General features: G+C 70.3%; 13 protein-coding genes and 2 pseudogenes. 14 read left to right on the top strand and 1 reads right to left on the bottom strand.

What is annotated here, in order from left to right; translation table 11 throughout:
* Positions 1–72 precede the first annotated feature (72 nt).
* The 8 genes and pseudogenes from GXN78_RS00870 (at position 73) to GXN78_RS00835 (ending at position 7,828) form a co-directional block, all read left to right on the top strand.
* On the top strand, positions 73–1,968 hold the full coding sequence (locus GXN78_RS00870; RefSeq protein ID WP_239142561.1) for a TonB-dependent receptor: 1,896 nt from the start codon (positions 73–75) through the stop codon (positions 1,966–1,968).
* A complete protein-coding gene (gene cobU, locus GXN78_RS00865) occupies positions 1,950–2,534 on the top strand; it encodes a bifunctional adenosylcobinamide kinase/adenosylcobinamide-phosphate guanylyltransferase (protein WP_239142560.1) in 585 nt (194 codons plus the stop codon). Before GXN78_RS00870 ends, cobU begins: the two co-directional genes overlap by 19 nt.
* Positions 2,531–3,409, top strand: coding sequence for a helical backbone metal receptor (locus GXN78_RS00860; protein ID WP_106558434.1), 879 nt, complete (start codon positions 2,531–2,533; stop codon positions 3,407–3,409). Before cobU ends, GXN78_RS00860 begins: the two co-directional genes overlap by 4 nt.
* The gene (locus GXN78_RS00855; RefSeq protein WP_106558433.1) at positions 3,406–4,410 is read left to right on the top strand and encodes an iron ABC transporter permease; all 1,005 of its coding nucleotides are present in this window, start codon (positions 3,406–3,408) and stop codon (positions 4,408–4,410) included. Before GXN78_RS00860 ends, GXN78_RS00855 begins: the two co-directional genes overlap by 4 nt.
* Entirely contained in the window at positions 4,410–5,183 is a 774-nt protein-coding gene (locus tag GXN78_RS00850) for an ABC transporter ATP-binding protein (protein WP_106558432.1), read from the top strand. The genes GXN78_RS00855 and GXN78_RS00850 overlap by 1 nt, the downstream gene beginning before the upstream one ends.
* A gap of 20 nt (positions 5,184–5,203) precedes the next feature.
* Positions 5,204–5,783: pseudogene (gene cobO, locus GXN78_RS00845) on the top strand (cob(I)yrinic acid a,c-diamide adenosyltransferase).
* A gap of 95 nt (positions 5,784–5,878) precedes the next feature.
* Positions 5,879–6,815 (top strand): annotated as a pseudogene (gene cbiB, locus GXN78_RS00840) (adenosylcobinamide-phosphate synthase CbiB).
* The gene (locus tag GXN78_RS00835) at positions 6,812–7,828 is read left to right on the top strand and encodes an aminotransferase class I/II-fold pyridoxal phosphate-dependent enzyme (protein WP_106558467.1); all 1,017 of its coding nucleotides are present in this window, start codon (positions 6,812–6,814) and stop codon (positions 7,826–7,828) included. Before cbiB ends, GXN78_RS00835 begins: the two are co-directional and overlap by 4 nt.
* A 3-nt stretch (positions 7,829–7,831) precedes the next feature.
* On the opposite strand, the gene GXN78_RS00830 is transcribed toward GXN78_RS00835, so the two are convergent.
* The gene (locus tag GXN78_RS00830) at positions 7,832–8,746 is read right to left on the bottom strand and encodes a LysR family transcriptional regulator (RefSeq protein WP_106558429.1); all 915 of its coding nucleotides are present in this window, start codon (positions 8,744–8,746) and stop codon (positions 7,832–7,834) included.
* Between the two features lie 169 nt (positions 8,747–8,915).
* On the opposite strand from GXN78_RS00830, the gene GXN78_RS00825 reads away from it, so the two are divergent.
* The 6 genes from GXN78_RS00825 (at position 8,916) to cobT (ending at position 18,602) form a co-directional block, all read left to right on the top strand.
* Entirely contained in the window at positions 8,916–9,788 is an 873-nt protein-coding gene (locus GXN78_RS00825; protein ID WP_106558428.1) for an alpha/beta hydrolase, read from the top strand.
* A 146-nt stretch (positions 9,789–9,934) separates the two neighbouring features.
* Entirely contained in the window at positions 9,935–11,179 is a 1,245-nt protein-coding gene (locus tag GXN78_RS00820) for an efflux RND transporter periplasmic adaptor subunit (protein WP_106558427.1), read from the top strand.
* Between the two features lie 40 nt (positions 11,180–11,219).
* On the top strand, positions 11,220–14,516 hold the full coding sequence (locus GXN78_RS00815; RefSeq protein ID WP_106558426.1) for an efflux RND transporter permease subunit: 3,297 nt from the start codon (positions 11,220–11,222) through the stop codon (positions 14,514–14,516).
* Between the two features lie 34 nt (positions 14,517–14,550).
* Entirely contained in the window at positions 14,551–16,041 is a 1,491-nt protein-coding gene (locus GXN78_RS00810) for an efflux transporter outer membrane subunit (RefSeq protein ID WP_106558425.1), read from the top strand.
* A gap of 54 nt (positions 16,042–16,095) precedes the next feature.
* On the top strand, positions 16,096–17,565 hold the full coding sequence (locus GXN78_RS00805) for a cobyric acid synthase (RefSeq protein ID WP_239142559.1): 1,470 nt from the start codon (positions 16,096–16,098) through the stop codon (positions 17,563–17,565).
* Positions 17,562–18,602 (top strand): nicotinate-nucleotide--dimethylbenzimidazole phosphoribosyltransferase, encoded by a 1,041-nt coding sequence (gene cobT, locus GXN78_RS00800; protein WP_106558424.1) that lies wholly within the window; start codon positions 17,562–17,564, stop codon positions 18,600–18,602. The genes GXN78_RS00805 and cobT overlap by 4 nt, the downstream gene beginning before the upstream one ends.
* Positions 18,603–18,654: the final 52 nt, after the last annotated feature.

The raw sequence follows: 18,654 nt of genomic DNA, 5'->3' as shown, positions 1-18,654 counted from the left end.
CAGGCGGCAGCCATGACGTCCAAGCACCGGCGGGGAAGCCGGTGGCGGGCATTGATGATCTCTTGTGTTCCCATGATGACTTCCTGCGTTTCTTCCGCGCATGCCGATGGTCGCGGCCTGCCGCGCCCCCGTCCGGCGCCCAGCCTCCTGTCCCTCTCCATCGCAGCCATGCTCGGTGGCCTCGCCGGCACCCCGACACTCGCCGTGGCGCAATCCTCGCCGGCGCTGGCCGAAACGCTGGTAACCGCCACCCGCACGCCCACCCGCGCCGACGAGCTGGTGTCGGACACGGTGGTCATCGACCGCGCGCAGATCGAGCAGCAGGCCAGCCGCACGCTGCCCGAGATCCTGCAGCGCGTCGCGGGCGTGCAGATCACCTCCAACGGTGGCGCCGGCAAGGCCAGCGGCGTGTTCATCCGCGGTGCCGAGGCCCGCCACACCATCCTCTTGATCGACGGCGTGCGCTACGCCTCGGCCACGGCCGGCGCGCCGGCTTGGGAGAACATCCCGGTCGACATGATCGAGCGCATCGAGGTGGTCAAGGGCCCGGCCTCGGCGCTGTACGGCAGCGACGGCGTCGGCGGCGTGGTGCAGATCTTCACGCGCAAGGGCAAGCCGGGCGAGGACTCTTTCAATCCGCGCGCCTCGACCACCTTCGGCAGCGAGGGCTACAAGCAGATCACGGGCGGCTTCAGCGGCGCCTCGGGACCCTTCACCTACTCGCTCGACGCCCAGCGCACCATCGACAAGGGCTTCTCCTCGACCAACCGCCGGGTGCCCTTCGGCAACTTCAATCCCGACCGCGATCCTTTCTTGCAGAGCGCGCTCAATGCCTCCCTGGGCTTCCAGATCAACCCCGACTGGAAGATCGACAGCGGCCTGCTGTATTCCGAGGGGATCAACCACTACGACGACGGCCCGGACTGGAACACGCGCAACCGGGCGCGCACGCAGACCGCCTACCTCGGCGTAAGCGGTGCCGTGACCTCGGGGTGGAAGACGCAGCTGCGCTATGCACAGAGCCGCGACTACACGCGCAACATCGTCGCGGAGCCGTTCAACCTGCCGGGCCTGTTCGAGACCACGCAGAAGGAGTACCTCTGGCAGAACGACATCGCGACGCCGATCGGCACCGTGGTCGCCGGCCTGGAGCGCCGCGTACAGGAGGTGAACAGCGACACGGCCTACACCGTCACCAAGCGCGACATCGACTCGGCCTTCGTCGGGCTCAACGGCAGCGCCGGCAACCACAGCTGGCAGCTCAACACGCGGCACGACCAGAACTCGCAGTTCGGAGACAACAACACCTGGTTCGCGGGCTACGGCTATCGCATCTCGCCGAACTGGCGCGTGCATGCGTCGCACGGGACCAGCTTCGTCGCGCCCTCGTTCAACCAGCTCTACTACCCCAACTTCGGCAACCCGGCGCTGCAGCCGGAAGAGGGCAAGAACACCGACGTGGGCATCACCTGGAGCCAGGACGGCCACAGCGTGAAGCTGGTGCGCTACGACAACAAGATCCGCGGCTTCATCACCAGCACCACGCGCCCGGAGAACATCCCTCGTGCGCGCATCGAGGGCTGGACGCTGGGCTACGATGGCCAGTTCGGGCCTTGGACCCTGCGCGCCAGCGTCGACTCGCTCGACCCGCGCAACGAGCTCACCGGCAGGCAGCTGCCGCGCCGCGCGAAGAACCAGGCCTCGGTCGGCGTCGACTATGCGGTCGGTCCCTGGAAGTTCGGTGCCTCGGCGCTGCACGTGGGCCGGCGCTTCGACGACAGCGGCAATACCATGCGGCTTGGCAACTTCACCACCGTGGACCTCTATGGCGAATACAAGGTGTCGAAGGACTGGGCCGTGCAAGGCCGCATCGTGAACCTCAACGACGTCAACTACGAGACCGCTTTTGGCTACAACCAGCGCGGACGCGCCGTTTACCTGACGCTGCGGTGGCAACCGAAGACCTGACGCCCCGTGAGCGCGCGCTGATCCTCGGCGGTCAGCGCAGCGGCAAGTCGCGCCGCGCCGAGCAGCGCGCGGCCGGCTGGCTGGCGCTCGACCCGGCGCATCGTGCGGTGCTGATCGCGACCGCGACCGCGCACGACGAGGAGATGCGCGAGCGCATCGCGCGCCATCGCGCCGACCGGGCACGGCGCGTGCCCGGGCTCGTCACGGTGGAAGAGCCGATCCAGCTCGGCCCCGCCCTGGCCCGGCACAGCGAGCCCGGCACGCTGGTGCTGGTCGACTGCCTCACGCTGTGGCTGACCAATCTTCTGATGCCCGCCGAATCCGGCTGCGCAGCGCCGTCGCTTGCCGACACGGCGCAGACCGTCTTGCTGCACGCGCTGCACGAGGCCCGCGGCCCGGTGCTGCTGGTGAGCAACGAGATCGGCCTGGGCGTGATCCCGATGGGGCGCGAGACGCGTGCCTTCGTCGATGCGCTGGGCCGGCTCAACCAGGCCGTGGCGGCCGCCTGCGATCGCGTGACGCTGATGGCGGCCGGCCTCCCGCTGAGCCTGAAAGATCCTTCATGAACTCCTTCGCCAGGCGCCTGTTCGCCGGCTTGCTGGCCCTGTGGGCGCTCGCGGCCCACGCCGTCGTCGTGACCGACGAGCGCGGCATGCGCGTGGAGCTGCCGCGGCCGCCGCAGCGCATCGTGACGCTGCTGCCTTCGCTGACCGAGTCGGTCTGCACGCTGGGCGGCTGCGACCGGCTGGTCGGCGTCGACCGCTATTCCAACTGGCCCGAGTCGGTGCGTGCGCTGCCGCAAGTCGGCGGCGGCATCGATCCCAACGTCGAGGCCATCGTCGCGCTCAAGCCCGACGTGGTGCTACTCGCCAAGTCCTCGCGCGTCACCGGGCGCCTGGAGGCGCTGGGCCTCAAGGTGCTGGTGCTCGAGCCCAAGAGCCATGTCGACGTGCGGCGCGTGCTCGACGCGGTGGCCCAGGTGCTGGGCAGCGGCGATGCGCAACAGGTGTGGCGCACCATCGATGCCAGCGTCTCGGCGGCGGCGCAGTCGCTGCCGGCCGGCGCCGCGCGCACGCGCGTGTACTTCGAGGTCAACAACGCGCCCTATGCGGCAGGCGAGAGCTCCTTCATCGGGGAGACGCTCACGCGGCTGGGCGTGAAGAACATCGTACCGGCCTCGCTCGGGCCCTTTCCCAAGCTCAACCCGGAATACGTGGTGCGCGCCGATCCCGACCTGATCATGGTCGGCGCGCGCAGCGCCCAGGGGCTGGAGCAGCGGCCGGGCTGGAGCGGCATCCGCGCGGTGCGCGAGGGCCGCGTCTGCCGCTTCACCGCCGAGGAGTCCGACGTGCTGGTGCGCCCGGGCCCGCGCATGGGCGAGGCCGCGCGGCTGATGGCGGGCTGCCTCCGGCAGAAGGCGCGCGGAGGCGCCGCCGGGTGAGAAGCCAGCACCGCCGCGCGCTGGCGCTGGGCATCGTGCTGCTGGCGCTGGGCGCGGCGCTGCTGGTGCTGGGTGCGGGCATTGGCAGCACCGGCTTCGAAAGCGTGCTCGATGCGCGCCACGACCCGGTCGCGCTGCAGATCGTGTGGGACATCCGCCTGCCGCGCACGCTCGGCGCCTGGCTCGCGGGTGCGCTGCTCGGCCTCGCGGGCGCGGTGGCGCAGGGCCTGTTCCGCAACCCGCTGGCCGACCCGTATCTGCTCGGCAGCGCCTCGGGCGCCTCGCTGGGCGTGGCCATCGCGCTGGCGATGTTCGGCGTCTCGCCGACCAGCACCGAATGGGTGGTGCGCCTGGGCCTGACCGGCGCGGCCTTCCTGGGCGCGGTGCTGGCGGTGCTGCTGACGCTGCTGCTTGCGCGCGGCGTGCAGCAGACGCTGCGGCTGTTGCTCGCGGGCGTGATCGTCGGCGTGGTGCTGGGGGCGGCCAAGGACCTGATCACCATCGCCTCGGCCGACATCCTTCAGGCGATCGTGGGCTTCATGCTCGGCAGCACCGGCCTGGTCGGATGGAGCGCCTGCGCCGTCATGGGTGCGCTGGGCGCGGCCTGCCTGCTGCTGGGCTGGATGCTGGCGCCGCTGCTCGACGGCCTCGCGCTCGGCGAATCCACCGCGGCCAGCCTGGGCCTGCCGCTGGGCGCGATGCGCGCCGCGCTGGTCGTGGTGCTGGCGCTGGCCACCGGCGCCGCGGTGGCGCAGACCGGGCTGATCGCCTTCGTCGGCCTGGCCTCGCCGCACCTGGTGCGCTCGGCCGTCAAGACCACGCATGCGCGGCTGCTCGTGCTGTCCACCGCCATGGGCGGCCTGCTGCTGATGGCGGCGGACCTGCTCGCGCGCTGGCTGATCGCGCCGCAGGAACTGCCGGTCGGCGTGCTGACGGCCGTCCTCGGCGGCAGCTACCTGCTATGGCTCATGCACCGGCGCAGCGCGCGCGGAGGCTTCTGATGCAGGCGACGGCACTGGAAGCCAGGCACTTGAGCGCCACGCTGGGCAGCGTGGAGGTGCTGCATGCGATCGACCTCGCGCTGGCGGCTGGGCGCTGGACCAGCATCGTCGGGCCCAACGGCGCCGGCAAGTCCACGCTGCTGAAAGCGTTGGCCGGGCTGCTGGCGCATCGCGGCGAGGTGCGGCTGGGGGGCGAGCCGCTCTCGGCCCTGCCGGGCCGTGCGCGCGCGCGTCGGCTGTCCTGGCTGGGCCAGGGCGGGCCGGGCGAGGACAGTGCGGACGACCTGATGGTCTACGACGTCGCCATGCTCGGCCGGCTGCCGCACCAGCGCTGGCTGGCGGCCCCCAGCGAGGCCGATCGCGCCGCGGTCGAGCGCGCGCTGCGCAGCACCCAGGCCTGGGAGTGGCGAGAGCGTCCACTGGGGCAGCTCTCGGGCGGCGAGCGGCAGCGCGTGCTGCTGGCGCGCGCGCTCGCCGTCGAGGCCGAACTGCTGCTGATGGACGAGCCCTTGGCCAACCTCGACCCGCCGCACCAGGCCGACTGGATGGCGGTCGCGCGCGGCCTGGTGGCCGAGGGCCGCACCGTCATCAGCGTGCTGCACGAGCTCAACGTCGCGCTCGCCGCCGATGCGATGGTGGTGATGGCCGGCGGGCGCGTGCTGCACCAGGGCGGCTGCGATGACCCGGCGACCCACCAGGCGCTGGAGTCGGTGTTCGACGGCCGCGTCGTCGTGCACCGCGTGGCGGATCAATGGATCGCGATACCGCACTGACACATCGACAAGGACATTCCATGCAAATCGAAACCCCGCCCAGCGAGAAGCCCTACGAGAAGCCCGAGGGCGAGCGCCGCGGCCTGGTGATCGTCAACACCGGCGACGGCAAGGGCAAGAGCACGGCAGCCTTCGGCCTGGCGCTGCGCGCGCACGGCCGCGGCAAGGCGGTGAAGATCTTCCAGTTCATGAAGGTGCCGAGCGCGCGCTTCGGCGAGCACCGCATGTTCGAGCAGATCGGCATTCCCATCGAGGGCCTGGGCGACGGCTTCAGCTGGAAGAGCCAGGACCTCGAGCGCTCGGCGCAACTCGCGCGCGAAGGCTGGGAGAAGGCGAGGGCGGCGATCCTGTCGGGCGAGCACTTCCTGGTCGTGCTGGACGAGATCACCTATCCGCTGATCTACGGCTGGCTGCCGCTCGAGGGGGTCCTGGAGACGCTGCGCACGCGCCCGCGCGAAGTGCACGTGGTGCTGACTGGCCGCCGCTGCCCCGCGGAAATCATCGAGTTGGCCGACACCGTGACCGAAATGCAGATGATCAAGCACGCCTTCCAAGGCCGGCATCCCCGCCCAGCGCGGCATCGGGATTGAGATGCCCTGAACACCTGCTCCCTCCCCTCTGGGGAGGCTGAGGAATCAGGGGCACCCGCCTCTGGTCCACGCAGCGGCCTCGTCCTCGCCCTCTTGATCGACCGCATGCTCGGCGGAGGCCCCGACGCGCTGGCACCCCGTCGTCTGGATGGGGCGCTACCTCGGCCGGACCGGACGATGGATCGCGCCCCGGATCGACGTCGCACCGCCCGCCCGATCCGGACCTTTCGCTGCCGGTGCGCTGGCCTGGTGCGTCGGCGCCGCAGCGGTCGTACTGGCGGCCGCTGCCCTGACCGCCGCTGCCGCCCGCCTGCCATCCTGGGCTGCCGCGCTGCTGCTCGGCCTTGCCCTCAAGCCCCTGCTCGCCTGGCGCATGCTGCGCGACGAGGTGCTGGCGGTCGAAGCCGCACTGGCTTGCTCGCTCGCCGAAGGCCGCACCCGCCTCACGCACCTCGTGAGCCGCGATGTCCGCACGCTGAACGAAGGCGCGGTGCGCGAGAGCGCCATCGAGTCGCTGGCCGAGAACCTCAACGACTCGGTGGTCGCGCCGCTGTTCTGGTTCCTGCTGCTGGGCCTGCCCGGCGCAGCGCTCTACCGCTTCGCCAACACCGCCGACGCAATGTGGGGCTACCGCGGCGAGTGCCACGGCCATGTCTGGGACTGGGCCGGCAAATGGGCCGCGCGCGCCGACGATGTGCTCTCCTGGTTGCCCGCGCGCATCACCGCCCTGCTCCTCACCCTGCCTTGCTCTCTCTCCCTCTCCCGCTCGCGGGAGAGGGCTGGGGTGAGGGTGCTCCGATCCCTTCCCCGCGAGGCCCGCCTGACCCCATCCCCCAACAGCGGCTGGCCCATGGCCGCCATGGCCTTGCGCCTGGACGTGCGTCTCGCCAAACCCGGCGTCTACGTGCTGAACCCGGCAGGCCGCGAGCCCACGGCCGCCGATACCCGGCATGCGGCAGCGTTGGGCGCCAGGGTGGTCTGGATGACGGGCGCCCTCGCGGCGCTCGCCTTCGTCCTTCAGGCAACATGGCCCGGCGCATGATCCCCGCTCCAGACGCCGCCGAAGAAGCCCTGCACGGCGGCCCCGACGCCCGCGGCGCGGGATTGCACGACTTCTCGACCAACGCCAATGCCTGCGGCCCCTGTCCGAGGGCCCTGCAGGCGCTGGCGCAAGCCGATGCGGGCCGCTACCCCGACCCCCGCCATACCGCGCTGCGCGAGACGCTGGGCCGCTTCCACGCCGTCGCCCCCGAACGCATCGTGATCGCCGCGAGCGCCAGCGAGTTCATCGCGCGCATCACGGCCGCAGTCGCGCAGCAGGGCGGTCGCGGGGTCTGGCTGCCGCGGCACAGCTATGGCGACTATGGGCGGGCCGCCGCAGCCTGGGGCCTCGACGTACGGCGCGAACCCGAGTCGCCGGCCGGCAGCGCGCTGGCCTGGTGCTGCGATCCGTCGAGTCCGCTGGGCCAGGTTCAACCGGGCTTGGGGGCCCTGGTCGACGCGCTGGCGGTCACGACCCCCTGCGTGCTCGACCTGGCCTATGAACCGCTGCGCCTCGAAGGCCGGCTGGATTTGAGCGCCGCGCAGAAGGACCGCGTCTGGCAACTCTGGACGCCCAACAAGGCCCTGGGCCTGACCGGCGTGCGCGCGGCTTATGCGATCGCCCCGTTGGAAGCGACTGGGATGGTGCAGCGCCTGACGCGACTCGCGCCCTCCTGGCCGCTGGGTGCGCATGGCGTGGCGCTGCTCGAAGCCTGGACGCTGTCCGAAACGCAGGACTGGCTTGCGAGCACTCGCGACCGGCTGCGCGACTGGAAGCGCGAGCAGCAGGCCCTGTGCGCCGCGATGGGCTGGTCCGTCCTGCGCAGCGTCGCCAATTACTTCTGCGCCCGCCCCGATCTCCCGTATGCGCCGCGTTCGACTTCTTTGCGCGAGGCGGGCGTCCAGCTGCGCGATGCCCGTTCCTTCGGCCTGCCGGGCCACGTGCGCCTCGCCGTGCTGCCGCCGGCCAGCCAGGCGGCACTGCGCCGCGCCTGGCAAGCCGCGAAGCCCTGAGCCTCAGCGCCGCTGCAGCTTCGGATTCTTCGCGAACAGATCCGCCGCCCAGTCCACGAACACCCGCACCTTGGCGCTCAGGTGCCGGTTGGGCGGATACACCACATGCACCGGCAGCGGCGGCCGCGTCCATTCCGGCAGCAGCTCGATCAGCTCGCCGCTTTCGATGTGCGGGTCGGCCATGAAGGTGATGCACTGCGAAAGCCCGAAGCCGCCCAGCACGGCGGCCAGGTGGGCATTGGCCTCGTTGACCGAGACGCGGTAGGGCCCCGCGATCTCGATGTGCTCGTCGCCCTTCTGGAACTCGTGCGGATAGACGCGGCGCGAGCCGGCCGCGAAATAGCTCACGACATGGTGCCGCTTCTCGATGTCGCTCGGATGCTGCGGGATGCCGTAGCGCTTGACATAGGCCGGCGAGGCCACGGTGACGAAGGCGAGGGTGCCGATGCGCCGCGCCACCAGCGACTGGTCGGTCAGGTCGCCGGCCCGGATCACGCAGTCCACGTTGTCGCTGATCAGGTCGACCGGGCGATCGCTCACCCCGAGGTCGAGCTGGATGTCGGGGTAGCGGTCGCTGAAGCTGGCCAGCGCCGGCAGGATGATCATCCGCGCCGTGGAAGAGCCCACGTCGATGCGCAGCCGCCCGGTCGGGTTGGCCTGGGCGTTGGTCATGCCGGCTTCGATGTCGTCGAAGTCGTTCAGCAGGCGCGCCGTGCGCTCGTAATAGGCGGCGCCGTCGGGCGTGACGGTCACGCGCCGCGTGGTGCGGTTCAGCAGCTTCACATGCAGACGAGACTCCAGCGCCTGGATCTGCTTGGTGACCGTGCCTTTGGGCAGGCCCAGCGAGTCGGCGGCACGGGTGAAGGTGCCGGCTTCCACGACGCGGACAAAGATCCGCATGCCTTGGATCTGGTCCATCGATGCTCCTAGGGAAAAACCCGCGTGAAGGGGCGGGGGGCGGATTCTGACATGTGCCGTCTTAGGCGATTGTTAGCCGATTGGAAACAGAGTGAGGTTGCGCAACTTGTTGTAGTCGCCAATGAGGCCCTTAATATTCAACCCATCGTCACCCATCGAGGTTGTTCCAATGTCATCCCGTCCCATCCCGCGTCCTGCTGAAGCCGCCCAGGCCCCGGCGGGCGCCGCTGCGCCGGGTACGGAGACCGACATCAGCGTTCCGCTGCCGGAGCGCGAGCCGGTCCAGGCGCGCCTCTACGGCCAGCGGGCCAAGGGGGCGGCGGTGCCGCTGGTGCTGCATTTCCATGGCGGCACCTTCACCAGCGGCAACCTGGACGACGGCCGCAACGTGGCGCGGCTGCTGGCAACCGCCGGCGCGGTGGTGCTGTCGGTGGCCTATCCGCTGAAGCCTTTCCCCGAACCTATCGAAGTGGGTTTCGCTGCGCTGGAGTGGCTCTACAAGCAGCGCGTCAAACTGGCCGGCAAGGGTGCCCGCGTGTACCTCGCCGGCGAAGAGGCGGGCGGCAACCTGGCGGCCGCGGTGGCGCTGATGGCGCGCGATCGCGCCCATCCGCCGCTGGCCGGCCAGATTTTGCTGTCTCCGATGCTCGACCCCTGCGCCGGCACGCTGTCGCTGCGCCAGGCCTCGGGCGACGTCACCCGCTGCCGCTGGGCTTCGGGCTGGCAGGAATACCTCAGCAGCCCGATGAACGCGACGCATCCCTACGCGGTGCCGGGTGCATCGCTCAGGCTGGCCGAGCTGGCGCCGGCGCTGGTGCTGGTCGGTGAAGACGACGCCATGCGCGACGAGGCCTTGAGCTTCGCGCGGCGGCTGCATGAGGCGGGCATCCCGGTCACCAAGGCGCTGCTGCCTTCGGCCGCGAAGTGTCCGGACGAGTTGTATGACCCCACCTCAGGGGATTGCGCGTGCTCGGAGACAGTGGGTGGGCATCTGCGCGCATTTTTCGCTGCCACGGTGCCGCCGGTGCCACCCCCGGCCTAGGCCCCAGCCGGCTTCGCCGGTCGACCTTTTCTGAAACCTTCCTGGATCCGCCGGCCTGACCGGCGGTGCCGGATTTCGCCTTCCTGCTGCCATGGGGCTGCGGGCCGGGCTGTTGCTTTTCAAAGTTATCAACGAGGACCTTCATCATGCAAACGAACAACAAGCAGTCGAATGTCAGCCGCCGCATCTGGCCCGCCGTGACCGGCATCACCGCCCTGGTGGCGATCGCCTCGGCCGTCCTGCTCGGGCTGCCCAGCTTCAAGGCCGAGGCCAACAATGCGCCTGCGGTCTCCGAGCCGCGGGCCACGCCCGTGTCGGTGGCCGTGGTGGCCGCGACCCAGGTCAACACCTGGGACGAGTTCTCGGGCCGGCTCGAAGCGGTCGAACGGGTCGATGTTCGCTCGCGGGTTGCCGGCGCGGTGCTGGCGGCGCACTTCCGCGAAGGCGCACTGGTCAAGCAGGGCGATCTGCTGATCACCATCGACCCGGCGCCCTATGCGGCCGAAGTCGAGCGCGCCGAGGCGCAGGTTGCCTCGGCCCAGGCCCGCGCGGCCTTCACGCGCAGCGAGCAGGAGCGCGCCCGCCGCCTGTGGGACGACAAGGCCATCGCCCAGCGCGAGCTGGACGAGCGCGTCAATGCCGGCCGCGAGGCCGAGGCCAGCCTGCGCGCCGCGCAGGCCCAGCTGCAGAGCGCGCGCCTGAACCTGGGCTACACGCAGGTGAAGGCGCCGGTGTCGGGCCGTGTCGGCAAGCTGGAAATGACCGTGGGCAACCTGGTCGCCGCCGGCCCCGGCGCGCCGGTGCTGACGACGCTGGTGTCGGTCAGCCCGATCTACGCCAGCTTCGACGCCGACGAGCAGGTGGTGGTCAAGGCCCTGAAGGACCTGCCGCCCGGCGCCGGCGCCCGCGGCAAGCTCGACGGCATTCCGGTGCAGATGGGCACGGCCGGCCTCGAGGGCACCCCCTACGAAGGTCGCCTGCAGCTGATCGACAACCAGGTCGATGCCAAGAGCGGCACGGTGCGCGTGCGCGCCGCCTTCGACAACAAGGACGGCACGCTGATCCCCGGCCAGTTCGCCCGCATCCGCATGGGCCAGTCGCGCAGCGACACGGCGCTGCTGGTGAGCGAGCGCGCGGTCGGCACCGACCAGAACAAGAAGTTCGTGATGGTGGTCGGCGAAGACAACAAGGCCGAGTGGCGCGAGGTCACGCTGGGCGCGCCGGTCAACGGCCTGCGCGTCGTGACCAAGGGCCTGAAGGCCGGCGAGCGCGTGGTCGTCAACGGCCTGCAGCACATCCGTCCGGGCGCCCTGGTGGCACCGGCGACGGTGACCATGGACGCCAAGGCCGACGCGCAGACACAGCGCGTGGCCACCGCCGCCAAATCTTGAGCGCCTGAGTGAAGGCGGCATCCCCGAGGGAAACAACATCATGAATCTATCCAAGTTCTTCATCGATCGGCCGATCTTCGCGGGCGTGCTCTCGCTCTTGATGCTGATCGCCGGCCTGATCGCCTTGCGCGGCCTGCCGATCTCGGAATACCCCGAAGTCGCGCCGCCCTCGGTGGTGGTGCGCGCCCAGTACCCGGGCGCCAACCCGAAGGTCATCGCCGAGACGGTGGCCACGCCGATCGAGGAGCAGATCAACGGGGTCGAGGGCATGCTCTACATGGGCAGCCAGGCGACCACCGACGGCGTCATGACGCTGACCGTCACCTTCAAGCTCGGCACCGATCCCGACAAGGCGCAGCAGCTGGTGCAGAACCGCGTCTCGCAAGCCGAGCCGCGCCTGCCCGAGGAAGTGCGGCGCCTGGGCGTGACCACGGTCAAGAGCGCGCCGGACCTCACGATGGTCGTGCACCTCGTGTCGCCCAACGACCGCTACGACATGACCTACCTGCGCAACTACGCGGTGCTCAACGTCAAGGACCGGCTGGCGCGCATCGAGGGCGTGGGCCAGGTGCAGATCTTCGGCGGCGGCGACTACTCCATGCGCGTCTGGCTCGACCCGCAGAAGGTGGCGCAGCGCGGCCTCTCGGCCAGCGACGTGGTGGCGGCGATCCGCGGCCAGAACGTGCAGGCGGCGGCCGGCGTGGTCGGCGCCTCGCCGGGCCTGCCGGGCGTGGACATGCAGTTGTCCATCAACGCCCAGGGCCGGCTGCAGAGCGAAGAGGAGTTCGGCGACATCATCGTCAAGACGGGTGCCAACGGCGAGGTGACGCGGCTGCGCGACATCGGCCGCCTCGAGCTCGGCTCGGCCGACTATTCGTTGCGCTCGCTGCTCAACAACGATTCGGCGGTCGGCATCGGCGTCTTCCAGGCACCGAACTCCAACGCGCTCGACATCTCGGCCAACGTGCGCAAGACGATGGCGGAGATCAACAAGAACATGCCCGAGGGCGTGGAATACCGCATCGCCTACGATCCGACGCAGTTCGTGCGTGCCTCCATCGAATCGGTGGTGCACACGCTGCTCGAGGCCATCCTGCTGGTGGTGCTGGTCGTGATCCTGTTCCTGCAGACCTGGCGCGCCTCCATCATCCCGCTGCTGGCGGTGCCGGTGTCGGTGATCGGCACCTTCGCCGTGCTGCACGTGCTGGGCTTCTCGATCAACGCGCTGTCGCTCTTCGGCCTGGTGCTGGCGATCGGCATCGTGGTGGACGACGCCATCGTGGTGGTCGAGAACGTCGAACGCAACATCGAGGCCGGGCTGACGCCGCGCGAGGCGACCTACCGCGCCATGCGCGAGGTCTCGGGCCCGATCATCGCGATCGCGCTGGTGCTGGTGGCGGTGTTCGTGCCGCTGGCCTTCATCAGCGGGCTGACTGGGCAGTTCTATCGGCAGTTCGCGGTGACGATCGCGATCTCCACCGTGATCTCGGCGATCAACTCGCTGACCTTGTCGCCGGCGCTCGCTGCGCTGCTGCTCAAGGGCCACGACGAGCCCAAGGATGCGCTGACGCGCGGCATGGATCGCGTGTTCGGCTGGCTGTTCCGTGGCTTCAACAAGCTCTTCCATCGCGGTGCCGAGGCCTACAGCGGCGGCGTCAAGGGCGTGATTTCGCGCAAGACGCTGATGCTGGTGATCTACCTCGCGCTGATCGGCGTGACTTTCGGCCTCTTCAAGGCGGTGCCCAGCGGCTTCGTGCCGGCGCAGGACAAGCAATACCTGATCGGCTTCGCGCAGCTGCCCGACGGCGCCACGCTGGACCGCACGGAAGAGGTGATCCAGCGCATGGGCGAGATCACGAAGAAGAACCCGAACGTCGAGGACGCGGTGGCCTTCCCCGGCCTGTCGATCAACGGCTTCACCAACAGCTCGAACTCGGGCATCGTGTTCGCGACCTTGAAGCCCTTTGACGAGCGCAAGCGCGCCGACCAGAGCGGCGGGGCGGTGGCGGGCCAGCTCAACCAGCAGTTCGCCGGCATCCAGGACGCCTTCATCGTGATGTTCCCGCCGCCGCCGGTGGCGGGCCTGGGCACCACGGGCGGCTTCAAGCTGCAGCTGGAAGATCGCGGCTCGGTCGGCTACGAGCAGATGGACGCGGCGGTCAAGGCCTTCATGACCAAGGCGCGCCAGGCGCCGGAGCTGGCCGGCATGTTCACCAGCTGGCAGGTCAACGTGCCGCAGCTCTACGCCGACATCGACCGCACCAAGGCGCGCCAGCTCGGCGTGCCGGTGCAGGACATCTTCGACACCATGCAGATCTACCTCGGCAGCCTGTATGCGAACGACTTCAACAAGTTCGGCCGCACCTACACCGTGCGCGTGCAGGCGGATGCGCCGTACCGCGCGCGCGCCGAGGACGTGGGCCTGCTCAAGGTGCGCTCGAACACGGGCGAGATGGTGCCGCTCTCGGCGCTGATGAAGGTCAATTCGAGCTTCGGCCCCGAGCGCGCGATGCGCTACAACGGCTACCTCGCGGCCGACATCAACGGCGGTCCCGCGCCGGGCTTCTCCTCGGGCCAGGCGCAGGACGCGATCGAGCGCATCGCCGCCGAGACCCTGCCCAAGGGCGTGAGCTACGAGTGGACCGAGCTGACCTACCAAGAGATCCTGGCCGGCAATTCGGCGCTGCTGGTGTTCCCGCTCGCCATCCTGCTGGTGTTCCTGGTGCTGGCTGCGCAGTACGAGAGCCTGACGCTGCCGCTGTCGATCATCCTGATCGTGCCGATGGGCCTGCTGGCCGCGATGACGGGGGTGTGGATTTCCGGCGGGGACAACAACGTCTTCACGCAGATCGGGCTGATCGTGCTGGTCGGATTGAGCGCGAAGAACGCCATCCTGATCGTGGAGTTCGCACGCGAGCTCGAGTTCGCCGGGCGAACGCCGATACAGGCCGCGATCGAGGCCAGCCGCCTGCGGCTGCGCCCGATCCTGATGACCTCGCTGGCCTTCGTGATGGGTGTGCTGCCGCTGGTGCTGGCCACGGGCGCGGGCTCCGAGATGCGCTCGGCGATGGGCGTGGCGGTGTTCGCCGGGATGATCGGCGTGACGGCCTTCGGCCTGTTCCTGACACCGGTGTTCTACGTCACGCTGCGCAAGCTCACGGGCAACCGGCCGCTCAAGCTGCACGGCGCAGTGCCGCACGTGGCGGACGACGACAGCTTCGTCTCGGCCCAGCATCCGGCGGCGCCGCATGGCGCGCCCCACGACAGCGGTTCCGGTGCCGGCGGCGGCGGTGGCCTGCGGCCCCAACCCGCTGCGCCCCTGAGCACGCACGACTGATGGCGCAACGCGCCTCACTACAAGAAAGCAGATCATGAAACTCGATCGAAGCACTTTCACCCGGCCCTGGCGCGCAGCGCTGGTGCCGCTCCTGGCGGCCCTGGTGCTGGCCGGCTGTGCGACCGCAACGCCCGAAGCGCCGAGCTTCCAGGCACCGGCCCAGTTCAAGGAACAGGCCGCGGCACCGGCAGAAGGCCAGTGGACGCAGGCCAAGCCCGCCGAGGCGCAGCCGCGCGGCGAGTGGTGGCGCGCCTTCAACGACCCGGTGCTCGATGCATTGGTCGCGCGGGCCGACGCCAGCAACAACAGCATCCAGGCCGCGGCGGCGCGGCTGGCCGAAGCGCGCGCCCTGGCGCGCAGCACCGACGCCGACCGCTCGCCGCAGCTCGGACTGGGCGCAGGCGCGAGCCGGCAGCGCGGGCTGGACCGCAACCAGAGCACCACGCCTTCCACACTGATCACGGCAGGCCTCGACTTTTCCTACGAGCTCGACCTGTTCGGGCGGCTCTCGAAGGCCAGCGATGCGGCCCGGCTCGACGCCGAATCGCGCGCCGGCCTGCTGCAGAGCACGCGCCTGCTGGTGCAGGCCGAGACGGCACAGACCTACCTTTCGCTGCGCGCCGTCGACGACGAGCGGCAGTTGGTGCGCGAGACCGTCGAGGCCTACCGGGACACGCTGCGGCTCACGCAGCAGCGCTTTCAGGCCGGCGACATCGCCGAGCTCGACGTGGCGCGGGTGGAGACCGAGATGGCCTCCACCGAGTCCGAGGCGCTGACGCTGGATCGGCGCCGCGCCGAGCTCGAGCATGCGCTCGCGGTGCTGACCGGCGAGGCCGCCTCCAGCTTCGAGATGAAGCCCGAAAAGTGGGCCACCGCCTTGCCCGCGATTCCCGCCGGCGTGCCGGCCACCGTGCTGACGCGCCGGCCCGATGTCTCGGCCGCGCAGCGGAGCGTGCTGGCGGCGCAGGCCCGCGTGGGCGTGGCGCAGGCGGCGTGGTTCCCGAACATCGCACTGACCGGCGGCGCGGGCTATGCCTCTTCGGACATCGGCGACCTGTTCAAGTGGTCGGCGCGTTCCTGGGGCATCGGCGCACTGCTGTCGCTGCCGCTGCTCGATGGCGGCCGGCGCGAGGCCGGCGTGCAGGGCGCCAACGCCCAGCTCGACGGCGCGCTCGCGGGCTACCGCGACCAGGTGCTCACCGCCTTCAAGGACGTGGAGGACCAGCTGTCCGCGCTGCGCATCCTCGACTCGCAATCGGGGGTGCAGGCCAAGGCGGTCGCCTCGGCCAGCCGGGCCACGCAGCTGTCCGACGCACGCTATCGCAACGGCTACATCAGCCAGCTCGACCTGCTGGACGCACGCCGCAGCGAGCTGCGCAACCGGCGCCAGGCGCTGCAGGTGAGGTCGGCGCAATACCAGTCGACCGTCGGGTTGATTCGCGCGCTGGGCGGAGGCTGGAGTGACCCGGCCACGGCCGATGCAGCACCCGCGGCCGGTGCGAAGGCGCAGGTGGCAGCGCGCTGAGCCTTTGCCGCCGGTTGCGTGTCGCCTCGACCGGGCGTCGACGACAATCCGCGGATGAATCAGAAGGTCGGGCGCGACAAGGCCCGTTGCGTCATGGTGCTGGGCACCACCAGCGGTGCCGGCAAGAGCTGGCTGGCCACCGCGCTGTGCCGCTGGTATGCGCGCCAGGGCTTCAAGGTGGCGCCTTTCAAGGCGCAGAACATGAGCAACAACGCGCGCGTGGTGGCGGGCGGCGAGATCGGCAGCGCCCAGTACTTCCAGGCGCTGGCGGCGCGCGCGCTGCCCGATGTGCGAATGAATCCGCTCCTGCTCAAGCCCGAGCGCGACACGCACAGCCAGGTGATCCTGATGGGGCGGGTGAGCGCCGAGCTCACGGCCTTGCCCTGGCGCGGGCGCAGCGAACGGGTCTGGCCGCAGATCGCGCAGGCCCTCGATGCGCTGCGGGCCGACCACGACATCGTCGTGATCGAAGGCGCCGGCTCGCCGGCCGAGATCAACCTGATGGACAGCGACATCGTCAACCTGCGCGTGGCGCGGCATGCCGATGCGCGTTGCCTGCTGGTGACCGACATCGATCGCGGCGGCGCCTTCGCGCACCTCTACGGCACCTGGGCCCTGATGCCCGAGGCCGACCGCGCGCTGCTGGCCGGCTTCGTGCTGAACAAGTTCCGCGGCGATGCAGCGCTGCTCGCACCAGCGCCCGAGCGCCTGCGTGGGCTGACCGGGGTGCCGACGGTTGCGACCCTGCCGATGTGGTGGCAGCACGGTCTGCCCGAGGAGGATGGCGTCTTCGACGAGCGCAGCACGGCCGGCGGTGAAGTCCGATTGACGGTCGCCGTCGTCGCCTATCCGCGCATCAGCAACCTCGACGAATTCCAGCCGCTCAAGAACGTGGCGGGTGTGCGGCTGCGCTGGGTGCGCAGCCCGGCCGAGCTGGCCGATGCGGACTGGGTCGTGCTGCCGGGCTCCAAGAACACCAGCGGCGACCTGGCCTGGCTGCGTGCGCAGGGGCTGGACCGCGCGGTGGCGGCGCATGCGGCGCGCGGTGGCGCGGTGCTCGGCATCTGCGGCGGGTTGCAGATGCTGGGCGAGGCCTTGATCGATCCGCATGGCGTGGATGGCAATGGACCCGGGCTCGGCCTGCTGCCGCTGGTCACCGTGTTCGAGGAGGACAAGACCGTGCGCCTGCGCGAGGCACGCTTCGGCGCGTTGAAGGGGCCGTGGGCCGCGCTGTCGGAGGTGCCGGTGCGCGGCTACGAGATCCATCATGGCCAGACCGCGCAGCATCCGGCGATGGCCGCCGCCGGCGATCGCGCGCGGGCCGTGATGCCGGAGGACCTGGCCTGGCAGAACGCTCGGGGCAATGTGCTGGGCCTTTATCTGCATGGCCTGTTCGAGGACCCTGCCGTGCTGCAGGCGCTCTTCGGCGCGCGTGCGCGCACGCTGGAGGCCGTGTTCGACGGCTTGGCCGACCACATCGATTCCCACTTTGAAGCGGGCGCGCTGCGCTCCCTGATCGAATGAAGCTTGAACTCCCCGCCGTCGAATCCATTGACGATTCCGCGCTTGCCGCGCGGGTGCAACACCTGCTGGACCACAAGACCAAGCCGCTCGGCGCGCTGGGCCGGCTCGAGGCATTGGCCCTGCGGCTGGGCCTGATCCTCGGCAGCGAAACGCCTGCCTTCGCGGCGCCGCAGATGCTGGTGTGCGCGGGCGACCATGGCCTCGCGGCACGCGGCGTCTCGGCCTATCCGAGCGACGTGACCTGGCAGATGGTGGAGAACTTCCTCGCCGGCGGCGCGGCCGTCAGCGTGCTCGCGCGACAGCATCGCCTGGCGCTCACGGTGGTGGACTGCGGGGTGCGGCATGACTTTGCGCCGCGCGAGGGCTTGCGCGTCCTCAAGGTCGCGGCGGGCACGGCCGATGCGGCGAGCGGCCCTGCCATGAGCGTGGCGCAATGCGAGGCCGCCATCGCCAACGGCATGGCGCTGGTGCGCGGGCTACCGGGCAACGCGCTGCTGCTGGGCGAGATGGGCATCGGCAATTCCTCGGCGGCCTCGCTGCTGCTGGCGCGGCTCACGGGGCAGGACATCGATGCCTGCACCGGCAGCGGCACCGGCCTCGATGCCGCGGGCCTGGCGCGCAAGCGCGGTCTGCTGCGCGAGGTGCTGGCGCTGCACGCCGATGCGGGCACGCCGCTGGCCGCGCTCGCGGCTTTCGGCGGCTTCGAGATCGCCACGCTCGTCGGTGCGGTGCTGCAGGCGGCCGAGGAGCGGCGGGTGATCGTGATGGATGGCTTCATCGCCAGCGCGGCGGTGCTGGTGGCGCAAGCCCTGCGGCCGCACGTGGTGCAGCGCTGCGTCGCGGCGCACGAATCGGCCGAGCCGGGGCACCGGCTGCTGCTGGAGGCGCTCGGGCTCGAGCCCTTGCTGAAGCTGGACCTGCGCCTGGGCGAGGGCTCCGGCGCCGCGCTGGCCTGGCCCTTGCTCGAATCGGCTTGCCGAATCCTGCGCGAGATGGCGAGCTTTGAATCGGCCGGTGTCTCGCAGCGGGAGGTGTGATGGTGATTGCGCGTCTGCCTATCATCCCAACGAGTTTCGATAAGAATGGATA

The sequence above is a fragment of the Variovorax sp. WS11 genome (genome assembly GCF_010499245.1).
GTDB lineage: Bacteria > Pseudomonadota > Gammaproteobacteria > Burkholderiales > Burkholderiaceae_C > Variovorax.
Note: the sequence above shows the minus strand (reverse complement) of the source record. Positions and strands in the feature narration are given on the sequence as shown.

Coding starts and splice junctions, on each gene's coding strand:
- GXN78_RS00815 (WP_106558426.1), top strand. CDS start 11,220: ATGAATCTATCCAAGTTCTTCATCGATCGGCCGATCTTCGCGGGCGTG.
- GXN78_RS00830 (WP_106558429.1), bottom strand. CDS start 8,746: ATGGACCAGATCCAAGGCATGCGGATCTTTGTCCGCGTCGTGGAAGCC.
- GXN78_RS00825 (WP_106558428.1), top strand. CDS start 8,916: ATGTCATCCCGTCCCATCCCGCGTCCTGCTGAAGCCGCCCAGGCCCCG.
- GXN78_RS00835 (WP_106558467.1), top strand. CDS start 6,812: ATGATCCCCGCTCCAGACGCCGCCGAAGAAGCCCTGCACGGCGGCCCC.
- GXN78_RS00820 (WP_106558427.1), top strand. CDS start 9,935: ATGCAAACGAACAACAAGCAGTCGAATGTCAGCCGCCGCATCTGGCCC.
- GXN78_RS00870 (WP_239142561.1), top strand. CDS start 73: ATGATGACTTCCTGCGTTTCTTCCGCGCATGCCGATGGTCGCGGCCTG.
- GXN78_RS00850 (WP_106558432.1), top strand. CDS start 4,410: ATGCAGGCGACGGCACTGGAAGCCAGGCACTTGAGCGCCACGCTGGGC.
- cobT (WP_106558424.1), top strand. CDS start 17,562: ATGAAGCTTGAACTCCCCGCCGTCGAATCCATTGACGATTCCGCGCTT.
- GXN78_RS00860 (WP_106558434.1), top strand. CDS start 2,531: ATGAACTCCTTCGCCAGGCGCCTGTTCGCCGGCTTGCTGGCCCTGTGG.
- GXN78_RS00805 (WP_239142559.1), top strand. CDS start 16,096: ATGAATCAGAAGGTCGGGCGCGACAAGGCCCGTTGCGTCATGGTGCTG.
- GXN78_RS00810 (WP_106558425.1), top strand. CDS start 14,551: ATGAAACTCGATCGAAGCACTTTCACCCGGCCCTGGCGCGCAGCGCTG.